The organism is Streptomyces chlorus (genome assembly GCF_042655885.1).
Lineage (GTDB): Bacteria > Actinomycetota > Actinomycetes > Streptomycetales > Streptomycetaceae > Streptomyces > Streptomyces chlorus.
Map to the genome: position 1 here is coordinate 104,545 of NZ_JBHSOA010000012.1, position 14,575 is coordinate 119,119.

13 protein-coding genes are annotated in these 14,575 nt (G+C 71.7%); 9 read left to right on the plus strand and 4 right to left on the minus strand.

What is annotated here, in order from left to right; all coding sequences use genetic code 11:
* Both ACFPZI_RS07250 and ACFPZI_RS07255 read left to right on the plus strand, forming a co-directional pair.
* Nucleotides 1-2,808, plus strand: coding sequence for a caspase family protein (locus ACFPZI_RS07250; RefSeq protein ID WP_381359789.1), 2,808 nt, complete (start codon nt 1-3; stop codon nt 2,806-2,808).
* Complete coding sequence (locus tag ACFPZI_RS07255; RefSeq protein WP_381359792.1) at nt 2,805-4,250, plus strand: extracellular solute-binding protein; 1,446 nt, start codon at nt 2,805-2,807, stop codon at nt 4,248-4,250. The genes ACFPZI_RS07250 and ACFPZI_RS07255 overlap by 4 nt, the downstream gene beginning before the upstream one ends.
* 66 nt (nt 4,251-4,316) lie before the next feature.
* Here ACFPZI_RS07255 and ACFPZI_RS07260 read toward each other — a convergent pair whose 3' ends face one another.
* Nucleotides 4,317-4,484 (minus strand): hypothetical protein, encoded by a 168-nt coding sequence (locus tag ACFPZI_RS07260; protein WP_381359795.1) that lies wholly within the window; start codon nt 4,482-4,484, stop codon nt 4,317-4,319.
* 163 nt (nt 4,485-4,647) lie between these two features.
* Here ACFPZI_RS07260 and ACFPZI_RS07265 point away from each other — a divergent pair, with 163 nt between their 5' ends.
* On the plus strand, nt 4,648-4,917 hold the full coding sequence (locus ACFPZI_RS07265) for a hypothetical protein (RefSeq protein WP_381359798.1): 270 nt from the start codon (nt 4,648-4,650) through the stop codon (nt 4,915-4,917).
* Nucleotides 4,918-4,950: 33 nt separating this feature from the next.
* On the opposite strand, the gene ACFPZI_RS07270 is transcribed toward ACFPZI_RS07265, so the two are convergent.
* Nucleotides 4,951-5,760, minus strand: coding sequence for a hypothetical protein (locus ACFPZI_RS07270; protein ID WP_381359801.1), 810 nt, complete (start codon nt 5,758-5,760; stop codon nt 4,951-4,953).
* 246 nt (nt 5,761-6,006) lie between these two features.
* On the opposite strand from ACFPZI_RS07270, the gene ACFPZI_RS07275 reads away from it, so the two are divergent.
* Nucleotides 6,007-7,002 carry a nucleoside hydrolase gene (locus ACFPZI_RS07275; RefSeq protein WP_381359804.1) on the plus strand — a complete coding sequence of 332 codons (996 nt, stop codon included), beginning with the start codon at nt 6,007-6,009 and terminating at the stop codon, nt 7,000-7,002.
* A gap of 105 nt (nt 7,003-7,107) precedes the next feature.
* Here ACFPZI_RS07275 and ACFPZI_RS07280 read toward each other — a convergent pair whose 3' ends face one another.
* Complete coding sequence (locus ACFPZI_RS07280; protein ID WP_381359807.1) at nt 7,108-8,064, minus strand: LAETG motif-containing sortase-dependent surface protein; 957 nt, start codon at nt 8,062-8,064, stop codon at nt 7,108-7,110.
* 305 nt (nt 8,065-8,369) lie between these two features.
* Here ACFPZI_RS07280 and ACFPZI_RS07285 point away from each other — a divergent pair, with 305 nt between their 5' ends.
* A complete protein-coding gene (locus ACFPZI_RS07285) occupies nt 8,370-10,133 on the plus strand; it encodes a glycoside hydrolase family 13 protein (protein ID WP_381359809.1) in 1,764 nt (587 codons plus the stop codon).
* Between the two features lie 39 nt (nt 10,134-10,172).
* On the opposite strand, the gene ACFPZI_RS07290 is transcribed toward ACFPZI_RS07285, so the two are convergent.
* Complete coding sequence (locus tag ACFPZI_RS07290; protein ID WP_381359812.1) at nt 10,173-10,544, minus strand: DUF6479 family protein; 372 nt, start codon at nt 10,542-10,544, stop codon at nt 10,173-10,175.
* A 418-nt stretch (nt 10,545-10,962) separates the two neighbouring features.
* On the opposite strand from ACFPZI_RS07290, the gene ACFPZI_RS07295 reads away from it, so the two are divergent.
* The 4 genes from ACFPZI_RS07295 to ACFPZI_RS07310 all read left to right on the plus strand — a co-directional run bounded on the left by ACFPZI_RS07295 (nt 10,963) and on the right by ACFPZI_RS07310 (nt 14,424).
* Nucleotides 10,963-13,035, plus strand: coding sequence for a TerD family protein (locus ACFPZI_RS07295; protein ID WP_381359815.1), 2,073 nt, complete (start codon nt 10,963-10,965; stop codon nt 13,033-13,035).
* A 3-nt stretch (nt 13,036-13,038) separates the two neighbouring features.
* On the plus strand, nt 13,039-13,473 hold the full coding sequence (locus ACFPZI_RS07300) for an SbtR family transcriptional regulator (protein ID WP_381359817.1): 435 nt from the start codon (nt 13,039-13,041) through the stop codon (nt 13,471-13,473).
* Between the two features lie 119 nt (nt 13,474-13,592).
* Complete coding sequence (locus tag ACFPZI_RS07305; protein ID WP_381359820.1) at nt 13,593-13,979, plus strand: MerR family transcriptional regulator; 387 nt, start codon at nt 13,593-13,595, stop codon at nt 13,977-13,979.
* Between the two features lie 241 nt (nt 13,980-14,220).
* On the plus strand, nt 14,221-14,424 hold the full coding sequence (locus ACFPZI_RS07310; RefSeq protein WP_004985680.1) for a cold-shock protein: 204 nt from the start codon (nt 14,221-14,223) through the stop codon (nt 14,422-14,424).
* Nucleotides 14,425-14,575 lie beyond the last annotated feature (151 nt).

Genomic DNA, 14,575 nt, shown 5'->3' on the forward strand with positions numbered 1-14,575 from the left:
GTGATCCGTCTCGACCCGCGGGGGCTGCCCAGCAGGGCGCTGTTGGTCGGCGTGTCCGAGTACGACCTCACGGAGCCGCCGCACGGTGTGCCCGGCGACCTTCCGGCGGTCAAGCACAATGTGAACCACCTGCGTGAAGTGCTGGCGCGCGGGCGGGTGTTCGGCGAGCACGAGATAACGGTCGCCCGCTCGCCGTCCCTGGACGACTTCGGGCGGGCACTGCGTTCGGCCGCCGCGGAGGCGGAGGGGGTGCTGCTGCTCTACTTCGCCGGGCACGGCGCCATCCCCAGCGCGGGCGACGAGTTGTTCCTGCAGATGCGCAACGCGAGCGTCGTCGCGGGCGGGCACGCGGTGTTCCCGGGCGCGGAGCCCTTCACCACCGTGCTGACGATGCTGGCCACCAGCCCGGCCCGGCGGATCGTGGTGATCCTCGACTGCTGCTTCGCGGGCAACGCGGCCTGGGTCCGGGAGACCCTGAGCGACAAGCACCGCCTGCTGCTGATGATGAGCGTCCAGGCCAACCACCGTATCGACGCGGGCGATCCGCGGACGCCGACGCCGTACACCGCCGAACTCGTCCGGTTCCTCGACGAGGAGGGCGAGACGGGTTTCCTGGACCTCTCCGAGCGAATACGGGAGCGGATGGCCGCCCGCGGCCTCAGTACCGTGCGCGGCGACGGGTGGGAGCCGCAGTGGCGCGCGGAGCCCGGCGAGGACGTCCTGCTGACGGCGAAGCCACGCACCCGGGCGAAGCCGTGGAGACCGGAGAAGCCATCGAGGCGGGCGAAACCGTCGAAAACGGTAGGAGGGACGAGACCGGCGGAGCACCCCGGCCCGGCCCCGGCCCCGGGCCCGGCCCCGAAGAGACCCGGCGCGCACCCGGATCCGGATTCATCCGCCCCCACGCCCACGCCCAAACCCACGCCGCACCCCACGCTCACGCCCGCCGCCTACGCGCCACGGGCCCCGCTCACTGCCCGGCTCGTCGGCCGCCTCCGCAGCCCTCGCGGGACGGACCGGTCCGACCGGCGGACGAGCAGAACCGGCCTGTCAGGCAGAACCGGTCTGACAGGCAGAACCGGCAGGCACGGCAGGACGGCCTGGTGGGGCACCCTCCGGACCGTCCTCCCGCTGTGCCTCGCCGTCCTCGGCCTCCTCACCGCCGGCGCCTACGGCGTGATCGGGCTCGTCGGACACCTCCGGGGCGGCGACACGGTCTGCGCCCCGCCGCTGGAGCTGCGCGTCCTGACCGACCCGGATCTGGAGCCGACGATCCGTGACGTCGCCGAAGCCCATCTGACCTCGGCGGCGAACACCCTGGACGACGGCTGCCGCCGCACCGGCATCACCGTCTACAGCGCGGGCTCCTCCGACGTGGTCACCGCGCTGCGCAAGGAGACCGGCGCCTGGCAGGAGCCCCACGACGAGAATGTCAACCCGCAGCGGGACATCGGGCCGCAGCCGGACATCTGGATTCCCGCCTCCCGCGCCGACCTCGCCCGGGTCGTGGCGGGCCAGGACACCGACGCGGTGGCCGTCGCGGAGCCCGCCGACGAGCCCCTCGCCTACTCCCCGGTGGTGCTGGCCGCCCCGCGGGACATCGCCGCCCAGGGCGTGGAGAACCGTACCGGCCTGACCCTGAACCGCATGATCGAGGACCTGTCCGAGCGGGACGAGGAGGCCGCGGTGCGGCGCCCCGACCCGGAGTTCACCGACATCGGACTGCTCGCCACGATCGGCCTGTACAACGGTGACGAGTCCGTCGTCACCGCCGAACAGCGGGTCGCCCAGCCGGGGCCGCCCTCCCCCACCGCCGCCGAGCTGCTGTGCACGCTGCCCGACCGCGACGACATGGACGACCACACGGCCGCCCTGGTCCCCGAGTTCCTGCTGCGCAGCGGCGTCGACTGCGACCGGGCCACGCGCACCGCGCGCAGCGCCCAGTACCCCACGGACGTCCCCGGTGTGGCGCCGGTGTTCGTCCGGGTCCGCTGGCAGGGCGCGGACCGGGACGAGGAGGCCCGCGACGCGTCGGTCGCCGCCTTCCAGGACTGGCTGACCGGCAAAGAGGGCCGCGCGGTGTTCGCCCGGGACGGCTTCCGCTCCCCGTACGACTGGCAGTTGATGGACCAGGACACGGTCGCCGACGGCGTGCTGCCCGCTCCCTCCGCGCTCGACCGGTTCGCCGGGCGGGACGCGATGGAGGCGGCCCTGGCGGAGTACCGGGCGGCGGGCGGCCCCGGACGGGTGCTGTATCTGCTGGACAGCTCCCTTTCGATGAAGAAGGACCTGTGGGAGGGGCCGAGCGGCGGCCCCGCACTGCTGAAGCAGTCGCTGGGCGGCCTCGGCGAACGGGACAGGTACGGCGTGTGGGCGGTGGCGGACACCGGCGACCGGTCGTACGAGAAGCTGCTGCCGATCGGTCAGCACCGGCGGGCCGACGTCGAACGCACCCTCGACGCCCGCGCCCGGGTCCGGGACGCCGAGGCCGACCCGCGCGACGCCCTGGACGCCGCGTTCGAGGCGATGGAACCGTTCGGGTCCGACAGCCGCCGGCTGATCGTGTACATCACCGACAGCGAGGACAGCGACCAGCTCTCCCGGGACCACCTGGACGACATCCTCGCCGGGGCGCGGAACTCCGAGGTGCCGGTGACCGTGGTGTCCCTGACGGACCACGGCTGCGACCCGGGCCGGCCGGACCGACAGATCGCCGACGTCTCCAGGGGGCGCTGCCTGGACAGCGGCGACGATCCCGGCCCGGCCCTGCGCGACGAGGTCGCCCGCACCGGAACGGGGGATTCATGACCCGGCCCCGACGGCTCACCGCTCCGCGGGTGCCGCTGTTCGCCCTGTCGCTCGCCCTGCTGCTGATCGCCGTCTGCACCGCCTGCACCGGCGGCACACGCGGCCCGGCCGACGGCGGCGGTGCTCCCACGGGGACGGCCGGGTCCGCGGCCCCGGGCGACGTGGACGGCTTCATCGTGGTCGCCAGCGGCCGGGACGTCACCGGCAAGAACGGCATACGCCGGCAGCTCATCGACGCCTGGAACCTCCGTGAGCAGCGGAAGAACTCCGGCTTCCGGGCCCGCCTGGTCGAGCTTCCCGGCAGCGCCGACGAACAGCGCAGCCAACTGCTCGGCGCGCTGCAGTCCCGCAGCGCCGACTACGACGTGGTCAACCTGGACGTGACCTGGGTGCCCGAGTTCGCCACCGCGGACCTGATCGAACCGCTGCCGCGCGACCTGGTCGACAACGACGACGTCATCCCGTCGGTGGCCGGCACGGCCTGGTGGGACGGACAGGTGTACGCGGCGCCGTTCAACAGCGACGTCGGCCTGCTGTACTACCGGCGCGATTACCTGAAGCGGGCCGGCGTCGAGCGGCCCGACCTCGGCGCCGACCCCAACTGGAACAAGCTGCGGGGCCTCGTCGAGGTCCTGGACGCCCATTCTCCCCCGGACGCCTACGAGAAGGGCTGGACCACCCAGCTCGCCGCCTACGAAGGCCTTACGGTCAACGCGGTGGAGGCGTTCGCGTCCGCGGTGCCGGACCTCGAGCTGGTCGACGAGGACGGCCGTTACATCGGCGATGTCGACGAGCTGGCCGACGGGATCGCCGAGCTGCGCCGGCGCACGGAGACGGCGTACACCCTCCAGGACGCCGCCGCCTCCGACGAGGGCGCCTCCCTGAGTGACTTCGCCGAGGGCCGCACCGCGTTCCTGCGCCACTGGCCGTCGGAGTACCGCACCCTGTACCGGACCTTCTCCCAGGGACAGCTCGGGGTCGCCCCGCTGCCCGGCCGGGCGGTGCTCGGCGGGCAGAACCTCGCGGTCACCGGAGTGTCGCAGCGCAAGGGCAAGGCGACCGAGCTGATCCGGTTCCTCACCGGGAAGGAGAGCCAGCGCTGCCTGCTGGAGGCGGGCTTCGCGGCGACCCGCACCTCGGCCTACGAGGGCGACGCGGGCGGCGAGCGGTGCACCGCGGTCGGCCCCGGGCCCTCCGCGTCCCCCACGGGCGAGGGCGCCGACCCGGTCCCGCGGGACAGCGGCGGCCGCCCCGCCTACGCACGCGACATCCTCCTGCCGGCCCTGCGCAAGGCGGTCCACCGGCCGAGGACCCCGCTGTACGGCGCGTTCACCCAGACGCTCATCACCCGGCTCGACCCGCTGCACGGTGACGGCGTGCCGTCGGACGAGGCCCTGGCCGAACAACTGGACAGGGCCCTGCGCAAGGCCCTCCCGCATTAGGCCCGGCGGAGTGACCGCGGAGTGACCGTGGAGGGGCCTGCGGAGGGCCTGCGGACAGGCCGGGTTCTAGCGGACGGCGGCTTCCACCGGGCTTGTGGTGCGGTGGCCCGGCTCCTCGGAGCGGGTGGCCTTGGCCGGGCCCGCGTTGGCTGCCAGGACCAGTGCGGTGACCGCGGCGACGGCCGCGACGAAGCCTCGGGCGTAACGCCTGGCGGTGCGAATGCGTTCCAGCACGGCGACCTCGCAACAGCGATGGGTGGGGCACGGTGAATCCGCGGTTGAACCTAAGGGCTGCCGGCCCCGAACGGCAAGGGGCACAAGGGGGGTTGGTGGTGCGAGCGTCACGATCCGGGCAGGGTGACTGGGGGCTGTCCTCGGTTCCGTACGCTTGCCGGCCATGGACACACTCTTTCTCGCCTGCCTCGTGATTCTCGGGATTTGGGCCGTTCAGAAAAACGTCTCCCGAGCAGAGCGCACCGCCGCGCGGGTCGAACGCAAACTCGACCTGGTGCTCCAGCACTTGGATCTGCACGAGGAGATCCCGGGCCAGGACGAGATCGTCGCGCTCGTGCGGGAGGGCAAGACGGTCCAGGCGGTCAAGGCCTACCGTGAGGCCACCGGGGCCGACCTGCTCGAGGCCAAGCAGGCCGTGGACCGTCTGACGTGACGGTCGGAGTCGTGACGGTTCGATCCGTGACGATCAGACCCGTACCCGGCCCTGCTTCTGGATCTCCGTCAGCCGGTTCACCCCGAACTCCGCGACCACCTGGGTGAGTTCGGACGCGACGTCACCGAAGCCGCCGTTGGTGAGGGTGATGGCGTCCTCGCCGACCCGGACCACTGCCAGGTCCAGGGTGAGGCGCGTCAGCTGGCGGTCGGGTGTCTCGCCGGTCATGGTGACCCGCAGCGCCTGCCGGGCGTCCCCGGTCTCCGGCAGCGTCAGCGCGTCGACCTCGACCTTCTGGACGCCGTCCTTCTTGGCCGTGGCGGTGAACTCCCCGCACTTCTTCGGCAGACCGCCCAGCCACTTCAACGTGCGGTCCACATCGGCGGGCCGGTACGCGGCCACCTGGTACCGCAGTTGGGCGCCGCTGTAGGCGTCGTCCAGGGCGACCACTGCCCCCGGCCCGGCCGGCACGCCGAACAGCTCCTCGGTGTAGAGGACGTCGAGCAGCCGCCGGCAGTCGGCGTTCTTCGTGCTCGACTTGAGCAGCCCGTCCCGCCAGGTCGCCGCGCCCCGCGTCGGCACCCAGGGCTGTCCCAGGTCCGTCTCCGTGATCAGCGCGGCCCGCAGCTGCTCCTCGCTCAGCCCGGACTCGGGCGCCGCCGACGAGGACTGCTCGGCGGCCGGGGTGGCGGCGGAGGGTGAGGGTGAGACGGTGGCGGAGGCCGGGACCGCCGGCCCGGCCGTGTCGTTCCCGAGGACGGAACAGGCTGCCGTGGTCAGCAGCGCGGACACCGACAGCACGGAGGCGAGAAGGGCGCGGGCGGCGGCCGGGGCATGCGTCATCGGGGTGTGCCTCCTGGTGGAGCCGGGCTGTGGATGTGGCTGCGACCGCGCCCCGGCCGTCCGGGACGGGACCGGGACAGGACCGGGACCGGGGCAGCGACACGTGCTCATACGGCACCACCGCGCCGCCCATTCCACCAGCGCGGCGGTCCGTCCGGGTGAGTACGACAAGGGAAAATGTCCTCGTCCCCGCGCCCGCCCCCATGTCCCGTCCCCCGCAGCCCGCGTCCCGAAGGAGTCCTCGCCGTGACGTACGGTCCGCCCGTTCCGGTGATCATCGACTGCGACACGGGTGTCGACGACGCCCTCGCCCTGCTGTTCGCCGTCCGTCACCCCGGGATCGACCTGCGCGCGGTGACCTGTGTGGCCGGCAACACGGACGTGGACGGCGTGGTGCGCAACACCCTCACCGTGCTGGAGACGGCGGGCGCGCCCGCCGTGCCCGTCGCACGGGGGGCCGAGCGCCCGCTGATCGAGGCCCCGCGCTCCGCGGCCCACGTACACGGCCACGACGGGATGGGCGACCTCGGCCTGCCCGCTCCGCGGCGCACCCCGGCCGACGTGGACGCGGTGACCCTACTGCGCCGCGAGATCCTCGCCTCCCCGCGCCCGGTCACCCTGGTGCCCACCGCCCCGCTGACCAACATCGCCCTGTTGCTGCGGACGCATCCCGAGGTCACCCGCAACATCGAGCGGATCGTGTTCATGGGCGGCGCGGCGGGCGCCGGCAACGCCACCCCGGTCGCCGAGTTCAACGTGTGGCACGACCCGGAAGCCGCCGCGATCCTGCTCACCGCCGGGGTGCCGATCACGATGTACGGCCTGGACGTGTTCAACCGGGTCGTCGTCCCGGCGGCCGAGGTGCACAGGCTGCGCGCGAGCACCGAACCGGGCGCCCGACTGGCCGGTGACCTGCTGGCCCACCGTCCCGCCACCCCCGGCAGTGCCCCCGGCGACCCCACCGAGGACGCGGGCGGGCTCGGCGACGCGGGCGCGCTGTGCGCGGTCGTCGATCCGGAGGGCCTGACCACCCACCGGCTCCCCGTCGAAGTCTCCCTGGGCCCCGGCCCCGCCCGCGGCCAGACCGTCGTCGACCGCCGCCCCCGTATCGGCGAGTCCGAACTGCACGAGGGCGTGCGCGAGCAGTGCCTGGTGGACGTCGGGCTGGACGTGGACGTACAGCGCTATGTGACGCTCTACCTGGCGACCGTCGAGGGAGGCGGGCCCGGGACACGGCAGTAGGCCCGCTGTCCGTCGCGGACACCTCTGCCGCCCCCGCGGTGCTGCCCCCGGAACCCGAACGCCCGGCCCGCGTGGACGGGCCGGGCGCGTATGGGGCGCTACTGGCTACTGGCTGTTGGCGCTGCTGCTGGTGCCGGCGCGCTTGCGGCGGGTGGTCACGACGAGCGCCGCGCCGCCTGCCAGCAGGACCGCCGCGCCGATCGCGAACGGGCCGGTGTTGCTGTCGGCGCCGGTCTCCGCGAGGTTGTCGCTGCCGCCGTTCGGCGAGGCCCCCGGTTCGGTGGCCGGCTCGGAGGGGGACTGGGTGGGTGCGTCGGTGCTGGGCGTCGTGGACGGCTCGCCCGGCGTCTCGGAGGCCGGCGGAGTGGTGTCCTCGGCGGGCTCGGACGGCTCCGGCGCGGGGGTGGACGGCTCGGGGGTCTTCTCCTCGGGCGGGGTGTCGGCGGTGCAGTCCTTCGTGCCGCCGTTCCAGGCCGCGATCAGCTTGTCCTTGATGACCGGACGGTCCGGCCCCTTCGGCAGCTCACCGTGCTCGAAGCCGTCGTCCGCGTCCAGCTTGCCGTCGAACTTCACGGCGCCCCGGTAGAGGTCGATCTGCGCGAAGCAGCCCTTGTCCGGGATGGCGATGTCGAGGGAGTCGGTCTTGCCGGGCTTGACCGTCACCGTGCCGAAGTCGACGAAGACCTGCTCGCCGGAGGAGGCGAAGGTGGCTCCGTGCGCCAGGTAGGAGGCGAGCGAGGCGGTGCAGGTGGTCGCGTCACCGGCGGCGCGGACCTTGATGTGCACCTTGCCGTCTTCGCTGGGCCGCAGGTTCTGGTCGTCGACCTTGACGGAGTCGAAGAAGTTCGTGCCGTCGAGCGAGAACTGGCAGCGGTCGGTCTCGGTGACCGTGCCGGCACCGGTCCCGGGCCGGTAGTCGCCGCCCGACTTCCAGCCGTCGCCGCCGGGGGCGCCGTGGGCGAAGGCGGAGGTCGCGGCGACGGTGGTGGCCGCGCAGAGGGCGAGGGTCGCGGCGCCCGTCCCCAGCAGGCGGCGGGTGAGGACACGTCTCGCTATGGACATGCGGATCCCATTCTTGGCGTGTGCCGGAAACCGGGGCGCGGCGGCAGGGCAGCACGCGGCGGCCGGCCGGCCCGGGCATGAGTGGTCGAAGAAACACGAAGCTCATTGGTCACATGTGCCTCAGTGCGCCTTCATGGTGGCCGCGCCGCATCACCCTGTCAACCTGCGGCGGAGTAAGGGGAGTTGCGCACTCTTCACGCCCCCTTCACACAAGGAAGGAATGCCTCCGCTCCGCCCGTGTGTTCACCTTTGCGGCGTTCTGGACAGATTCATGCTGTCATCCGCATCCACCCGGAGGAGAGCGCGTGACCGACCGCATCAATCCGCCCGCCCCCCGGCCGGCCCCGCCGGCCTCCGCCCCCACTGCACCCGTCACACCCGTCACAGACGCTCTCTCCGACGCCGCGCCCGACCTCTCCTCGCGCAACCCCGACTGGTGGCGGCAGGCCGTCGTCTACCAGGTCTATCCCCGCAGCTTCGCCGACGCCGACGGCGACGGTCTTGGCGACCTGCGCGGCCTCGCCCAGCGCCTCACCCACCTCACCGCCCTGGGCGTGGACGCCCTCTGGCTGAGCCCCTTCTACCCCTCCGAGCTCGCCGACGGCGGCTACGACGTCGCCGACCCACGTGACGTCGACCCGCGCCTCGGCACCCTCGACGACTTCGGCGTGCTGGTCGCCGAGGCCCACCGCCTGGGCCTCAAGGTGATCGTCGACATCGTCCCCAACCACACCTCCCACCAGCACGTCTGGTTCCAGGAGGCGCTGCGCGCCGGTACCGGCTCTCCGGCCCGCGAGCGCTACGTCTTCCGCGACGGGCGTGGCCCGCGGGGCGAACACCCGCCCACCGACTGGCAGTCCGTCTTCGGCGGCAGCGCCTGGCGGCGGGTGTCCGACGGACAGTGGTACCTGCACCTCTTCGCCGCTGAACAGCCCGACCTGAACTGGGCGAACGAGGACGTCCGCGCCGACTTCCGCACCACCCTGCGGTTCTGGGCCGACCGGGGGGTGGACGGCTTCCGCGTCGATGTCGCGCACGCCCTCGCCAAGGACCTGAGCGAGCCGCTGCGCGACCTCGGCGCCTCCGAACCGAGCGGCGAGGCCGCCCTCACCGAGTTCCCGCCCGGCACCCACCCGTTCTACGACCGTGACGAGGTGCACGAGATCTACCGCGACTGGCGCAAGATCCTCGACGCCTACTCCCCGCCCCGCACGGCCGTCGCGGAGGCATGGGTCCCCGGCGCCCGACGCGCCCTGTACGCCCGGCGGGACGAACTGGGCCAGGCTTTCAACTTCGAGTATCTGCAGACTCCCTGGGACGCGGAGGCGCTCCGCCAGGTCATCACCGACTCGCTCGCGACCGCCCGAGCGGCCGGCGCCTCGGCGACCTGGGTGCTCTCCAACCACGACGTCGTACGCCACGCCTCGCGCCTGATGCTGCCGCCGGGCACCGACGACAACGCCTGGCTGCTGTCCGGCGGACACGCCCCGGCCGTCGACACCGCCGCCGGGCTGCGCCGTGCCCACGCGGCGACCCTGCTGATGCTGGCGCTGCCCGGCTCGGCCTACGTCTACCAGGGCGAGGAACTCGGCCTGCCCGAGGTCGCAGATCTGCCCACCGAGGTTCTCCAGGACCCGGTCTGGGAGCAGACCGGCCACGTCCGCAAGGGCCGCGACGGATGCCGGGTGCCGCTGCCCTGGACGACGACCGGACCGTCGTACGGCTTCGGCGCGGGCGGCGCCTGGCTGCCGCAGCCGCCGGGCTTCGGCGCGTACGCCGTCGAGGCGCAGGACGGGGTGCAGGCGCGGGACGAGGTGCCGGGCTCGACCCTGGAGCTGTACCGCGCGGCCCTGCGCCTGCGCCGCAAGCTCCAGGAGGGCGAGACGCTGACCTTGGAGGAGGACGCTCCCGCCGGGGTGCTGCAGTTCGGCCGCAACGACGGCTGGCGCTGCGTGACCAACCTGTCGACCGCCCCGGTCCCCCTGCCCCCGGGCGAGGTTCGGCTGACCAGCGCACCCCTGACGGACGGCCGTCTGGCCCCGGACACGACGGCCTGGCTGAGCCGCTGACGAGCCGGAGCCGGACCGTCTCCGGTCCGGCTCCGCCGGTCACACGTGTCCAGGGCCCCCACTGCCGAAGGCGCCGCTCGACCCGGGCAGCCAGCGCTTCCGTTGCTGGTCCTTCCCCGTTCTGGTTGCGGAGTGATGGAGTTGGTAGGGCATGAGGCGCTCGCCGTCCCTCGGTGACAAGGGCATCTCGTCGGGCTCCCGCATCTCCCGCTCCTCGTGGATTGCGCCGGTCTCCGGAAGTCTCGGCTGGTCCTCGGGGCTGGGGCGGAGTTCCTCCTGGTCCATGACCTTCATGCCGATGCGTACAGCCCAGATCAGCGCGCCGGCTATGACCAGCCCGCCGACAAAGGCAGCGGCCAGATGCAGTACTGGCGGACTTGCGGCCAGCAGTTCATACGTTGCCGTACTCATGCTCCGAGTATGAACGATGAAATGAGATAGAGCGCCCGGAATGTCCCGCCGTATCGTTCGGCCGCCCCGGAGGGCGCGGCTCCCCTTCCCGTGGCAGATTGCGGCCAGAGGGAAGGCCGGGACGGGCCGACGCGTCCCCACGTGTGCAGCTCGGGGCCCGTCCCGGCCTTCCCGGCCATCACGAAGACGGCGACCGGTCCACCCCTGCCCCGGGCCTTCGGTGTGTGCGTATTGCGGGACCACGCGCGATCGCCCTTGATCACCAGTGATCATCCTGTTTCCGCCGGAACAGTGCTGACTACGTATTTCGCGTACTAGAGTTTTGGTTGCGTTGAATGCGCGCCCTGGCGCGCACGGTGCGCGGCGGATTGCCGAGGGAGAGGTCTCTCCGGCTCGCCGTGGTTTTTTGGGGGGATTCATGTACGAAATGACCAAGGGGGCCAACGTCGGGCTGGCCACCCTGAGCGACCACGTGGATTCGGTGATCGCGAGCCTGGGGTGGGTCAGCCAGACCGGCGAGGGCGACGCGGACGTGTCCGTCCTGCTGCTGGGCCCGCACGGCAAGGTGCGCAGCGACACCGACTTCTACTTCTACAACAATCCGGTGGCCGTCGACGGCAGCGTGGAACTCCTCGGCAAGAAGCCGGCCGGAGAAGGCAGCGAGGACCGGATCGTCTTCGATCTGACAGCGGTCCCGGACGATGTCGAGCGGATCGTCGTCGCCGCGAGTCGGTACGAGGGCATGCGCTTCGATGAACTGGACGGCTTGCAGGTCATGCTGGCCGACGGTTCGGGCGACGGCCTGCTCCGGTTCCCGATCGAGGACACCGGATCGGTGAGCGCCTTCATCTTCGGTGAGCTGTACCGGCGCTCGGGCGAGTGGAAGTTCCGGGCCGTCGGGCAGGGGTACGACACCGGCCTCGCCGGGCTGGCGGCCGACTTCGGGGTCGACATCGACGATGACACGGCGGAAGCCGGAGCAGCGGCGGAAGCCGACGGGGCGGGAGCCCCGCACGAGTCGGCGGCAGCGGACGGGACGACGGCCGCGGAAGAATCCGGCACCACGTCACCGGCCGTCCCCGGCGGGCAGGAGCCGCAAGCCCCTCCGACGGCGATCCCCGCACCGCGGCAGCCTCAAGAGGGCGCAGGGCGGAGCGGGAAGCCGGCGCGGCCCCGCACCGCCAAGAAGAAGGTCACGCTGCCCAGGGCGGAGCAGAAGTCCCTCGCCGAGAACGATGCGTGGAACCAGGCGAGGCTCTTTCCCCTTTCGGTGCTCAAGAGCGACCGTGACCGCGAGATGCGCGCCACCTCCGTGCTGTTGTCGGTGATGGCGCAGGTGCCGGAGTTCGGTCGCCGGCTGACGGCCGGATTCGGCGCCCCCGCGGGCCGTATGGAGACCTATACGGAAGTCACGTTGCCGCACGGCGACTCCCCACGGCGCCCCGACGGTGTGATCCGGGTCGAACGGGCCGGAAAGCTCTGGACGGCGCTCGTCGAGACCAAGACCAACGGCAACGCCCTCAAGGCCGATCAAGTGCAGGCGTACATGGACATAGCGGCTCGGCGTGGCTACGAGGCCGTGATCACGCTGTCCAACGACGTCGCGCTGGAAGGAAGCCCGCTGGTCGACGTCAAGGTCGACGGCAGGCGCAAGCACAAGGTGGCCCTGTGGCATCTGTCCTGGGCGGAGGTGGCGCACCAGGCACAGATGCTCATCCGGCACGAAGGTGTCGGGAACGGCGCGCACGCCTGGCTGCTCCATGAGCTGCTGCACTACATCCAGCACGAGAACTCCGGTTGCCACGGCTTTCAGAACATGGGCGCCGCGTGGGTCCCTGTGCGCAGGGGCATCGACGACGAGACCTTGTGCCAGGGCGACTCCCGTGCCCTTGAAGTGGTCGAGAGCTGGGAACGGCTGATCCGCCAGGTCTGTCTGGGGCTGGGCGGCGAAATCGGCCAGAAGGTGCTTCCCGTACGCAGGGTCAAGCGGGGAGCCGATCCAGGGGAGCACCGTGTGCGGATGGCCGACCAGTTGTGCCTCGAAGGGCGGTTGCAGGCCGAGGTGCGGATCGAGGACACACCGGGTGTCCTCGCGATCAGCGCCGACCTGCGGACCGGCAAGCTGCGCACGTCCATCGAGATCCCGGCACCCGAACAGGGCTACCCCCTGGCCCGGGCGAAGCGGCTCCTCAAGTGGTTGAGCGAGGCCCCGGCCGACCTGCACGTCGAGACGCTGGTCGATGCCGAGACGGGCGGGCCGAGGGGAACTCTGGAACGGCTTCGGCCCGAGCCGGGGGACCTGCTGCCGAAGAACGGTGCGCAGATCACCGGTTTCCGGCTGACCCTCTTCAAGGGCATGGGCAGTACGCGCGGCAACGCCGAGTCCGGGTTCATCCGCAGCGTGGACGACGCCGTCAACCGGTTCTATTCCACTGTGGTGGTCCACCTTGAGCAGCCGACGTCCCGGAAGGCCGAGCCGAAGCCCGCGTGAGCGGTGCCGCCGGGACAGTCAGGGCGGTGGCCCTGTGCTGCCCCGGCCTCCCGGTCGGCCCAGGCGCAGAGGCAGTTCCTTCAGGCCGTGCACGCCCACAATCGCCGGACGGTGGAGCTGCTGCTCGGGCGGGGGCGAGAGGAGGGCACCGTGCGTCCCGACGTCACCACGGAGGACGTCCTGTTCGCCCTCGCCGCCCTCGGCCGCGCTGTCCCCCTCACCACGGCCACCACGCCCGATGCCTGGCGTCGCCCCCTCGCCCTGTTCCTCGGCGGCCTGCGCACCGTTTCGCCGTCACCGCTGCCGGGCCGCGCACTCACCGGAGCCGAGCTCGGCGCCGTACTCCAGGAGATGGGTCCGCACCGGGCGCGGCCGGGGGAGGGCCCGAAGGGAGGCTCTGTTGTCCGGACGGGCACGCGCCGGTCGCGGACACCGTGAACAGGAGTAAATATCTGTGTGCGTCGCGGTAGTTTTTCCACTGAGGTGACTAGAGTTCCTGTGCGGGGAACCCGTCCCCGTGGTGGCCCGTGTTCCCGGCGGGCCGCAGGAAGGTTCGCATGCCCTCGGAGAGCCGGCCGCATGCCGGCGCCCGGCAGCCGGACGATGGCCGGCTCCCCGTCGCCGACCGGCTCGACGACGACCATTTCCCGGCCTACACCATGGGCAGGGCCGCCGCACTGGTCGGAGTGACCCCCGCTTTCCTCCGTGGCCTGGGCGGGACGGGGCTGATCGCCCCGACGCGCTCGGACGGCGGCCACCGTCGCTACTCGCGCCATCAGTTGAAGCTCGCCGCACGGGTGCGCGAACTCGTCGACCGGGGGACCCCGGTCGACGCCGCGTGCCGCATCGTCGGCCTGGAGGAGCGGCTGAAGCAGGTCGAGCGGGATTATGAGGAGCTGCGTCGGCAGAGCGAGCGCGCCGCGCATCGGCATCAGCATCAGTGAAAAATCTGTTCTCGCCGGAACAGAAATATAGCGCCCGTCGCAGAAATCTATTTCTTCAAACGCGTTGACCGCGCTTTCCTTGGTGATTTTCCTCGCTTGCCGTGGATATGGTTCGTGCTAGGCTGACGTCAGTTGCAGTTGTGGTTGCCATTTTGCTACCGGTTCTCCGGGCAGGTGATCATCGCGACGATGAGGGAATTCGTAAAGTGCGATTTCCCAGCACTGTCTCAGGAGATTTGATATGGCCACCGGTACCGTGAAGTGGTTCAACTCGGAAAAGGGCTTCGGCTTCATCGAGCAGGACGGCGGCGGCGCCGACGTCTTCGCTCACTACTCGAACATTGCCACCTCGGGCTTCCGTGAGCTCCAGGAAGGCCAGAAGGTGACCTTCGACGTCACGCAGGGCCAGAAGGGCCCGCAGGCCGAGAACATCGTTCCCGCCTGACCCGTACGTCCGCAGGGATTGCAGGGGCTCCGCACATCAGTGCGGGGCCCCTGCTCCGCGTTTTCCAGGGGTCCGGCCGCCCCCCGCATTCAGGGTTCCTGAACGCGGTCCCGGTTCCCGGCACTCGTCCTCCCGAGAGGGCCGGGGCGTT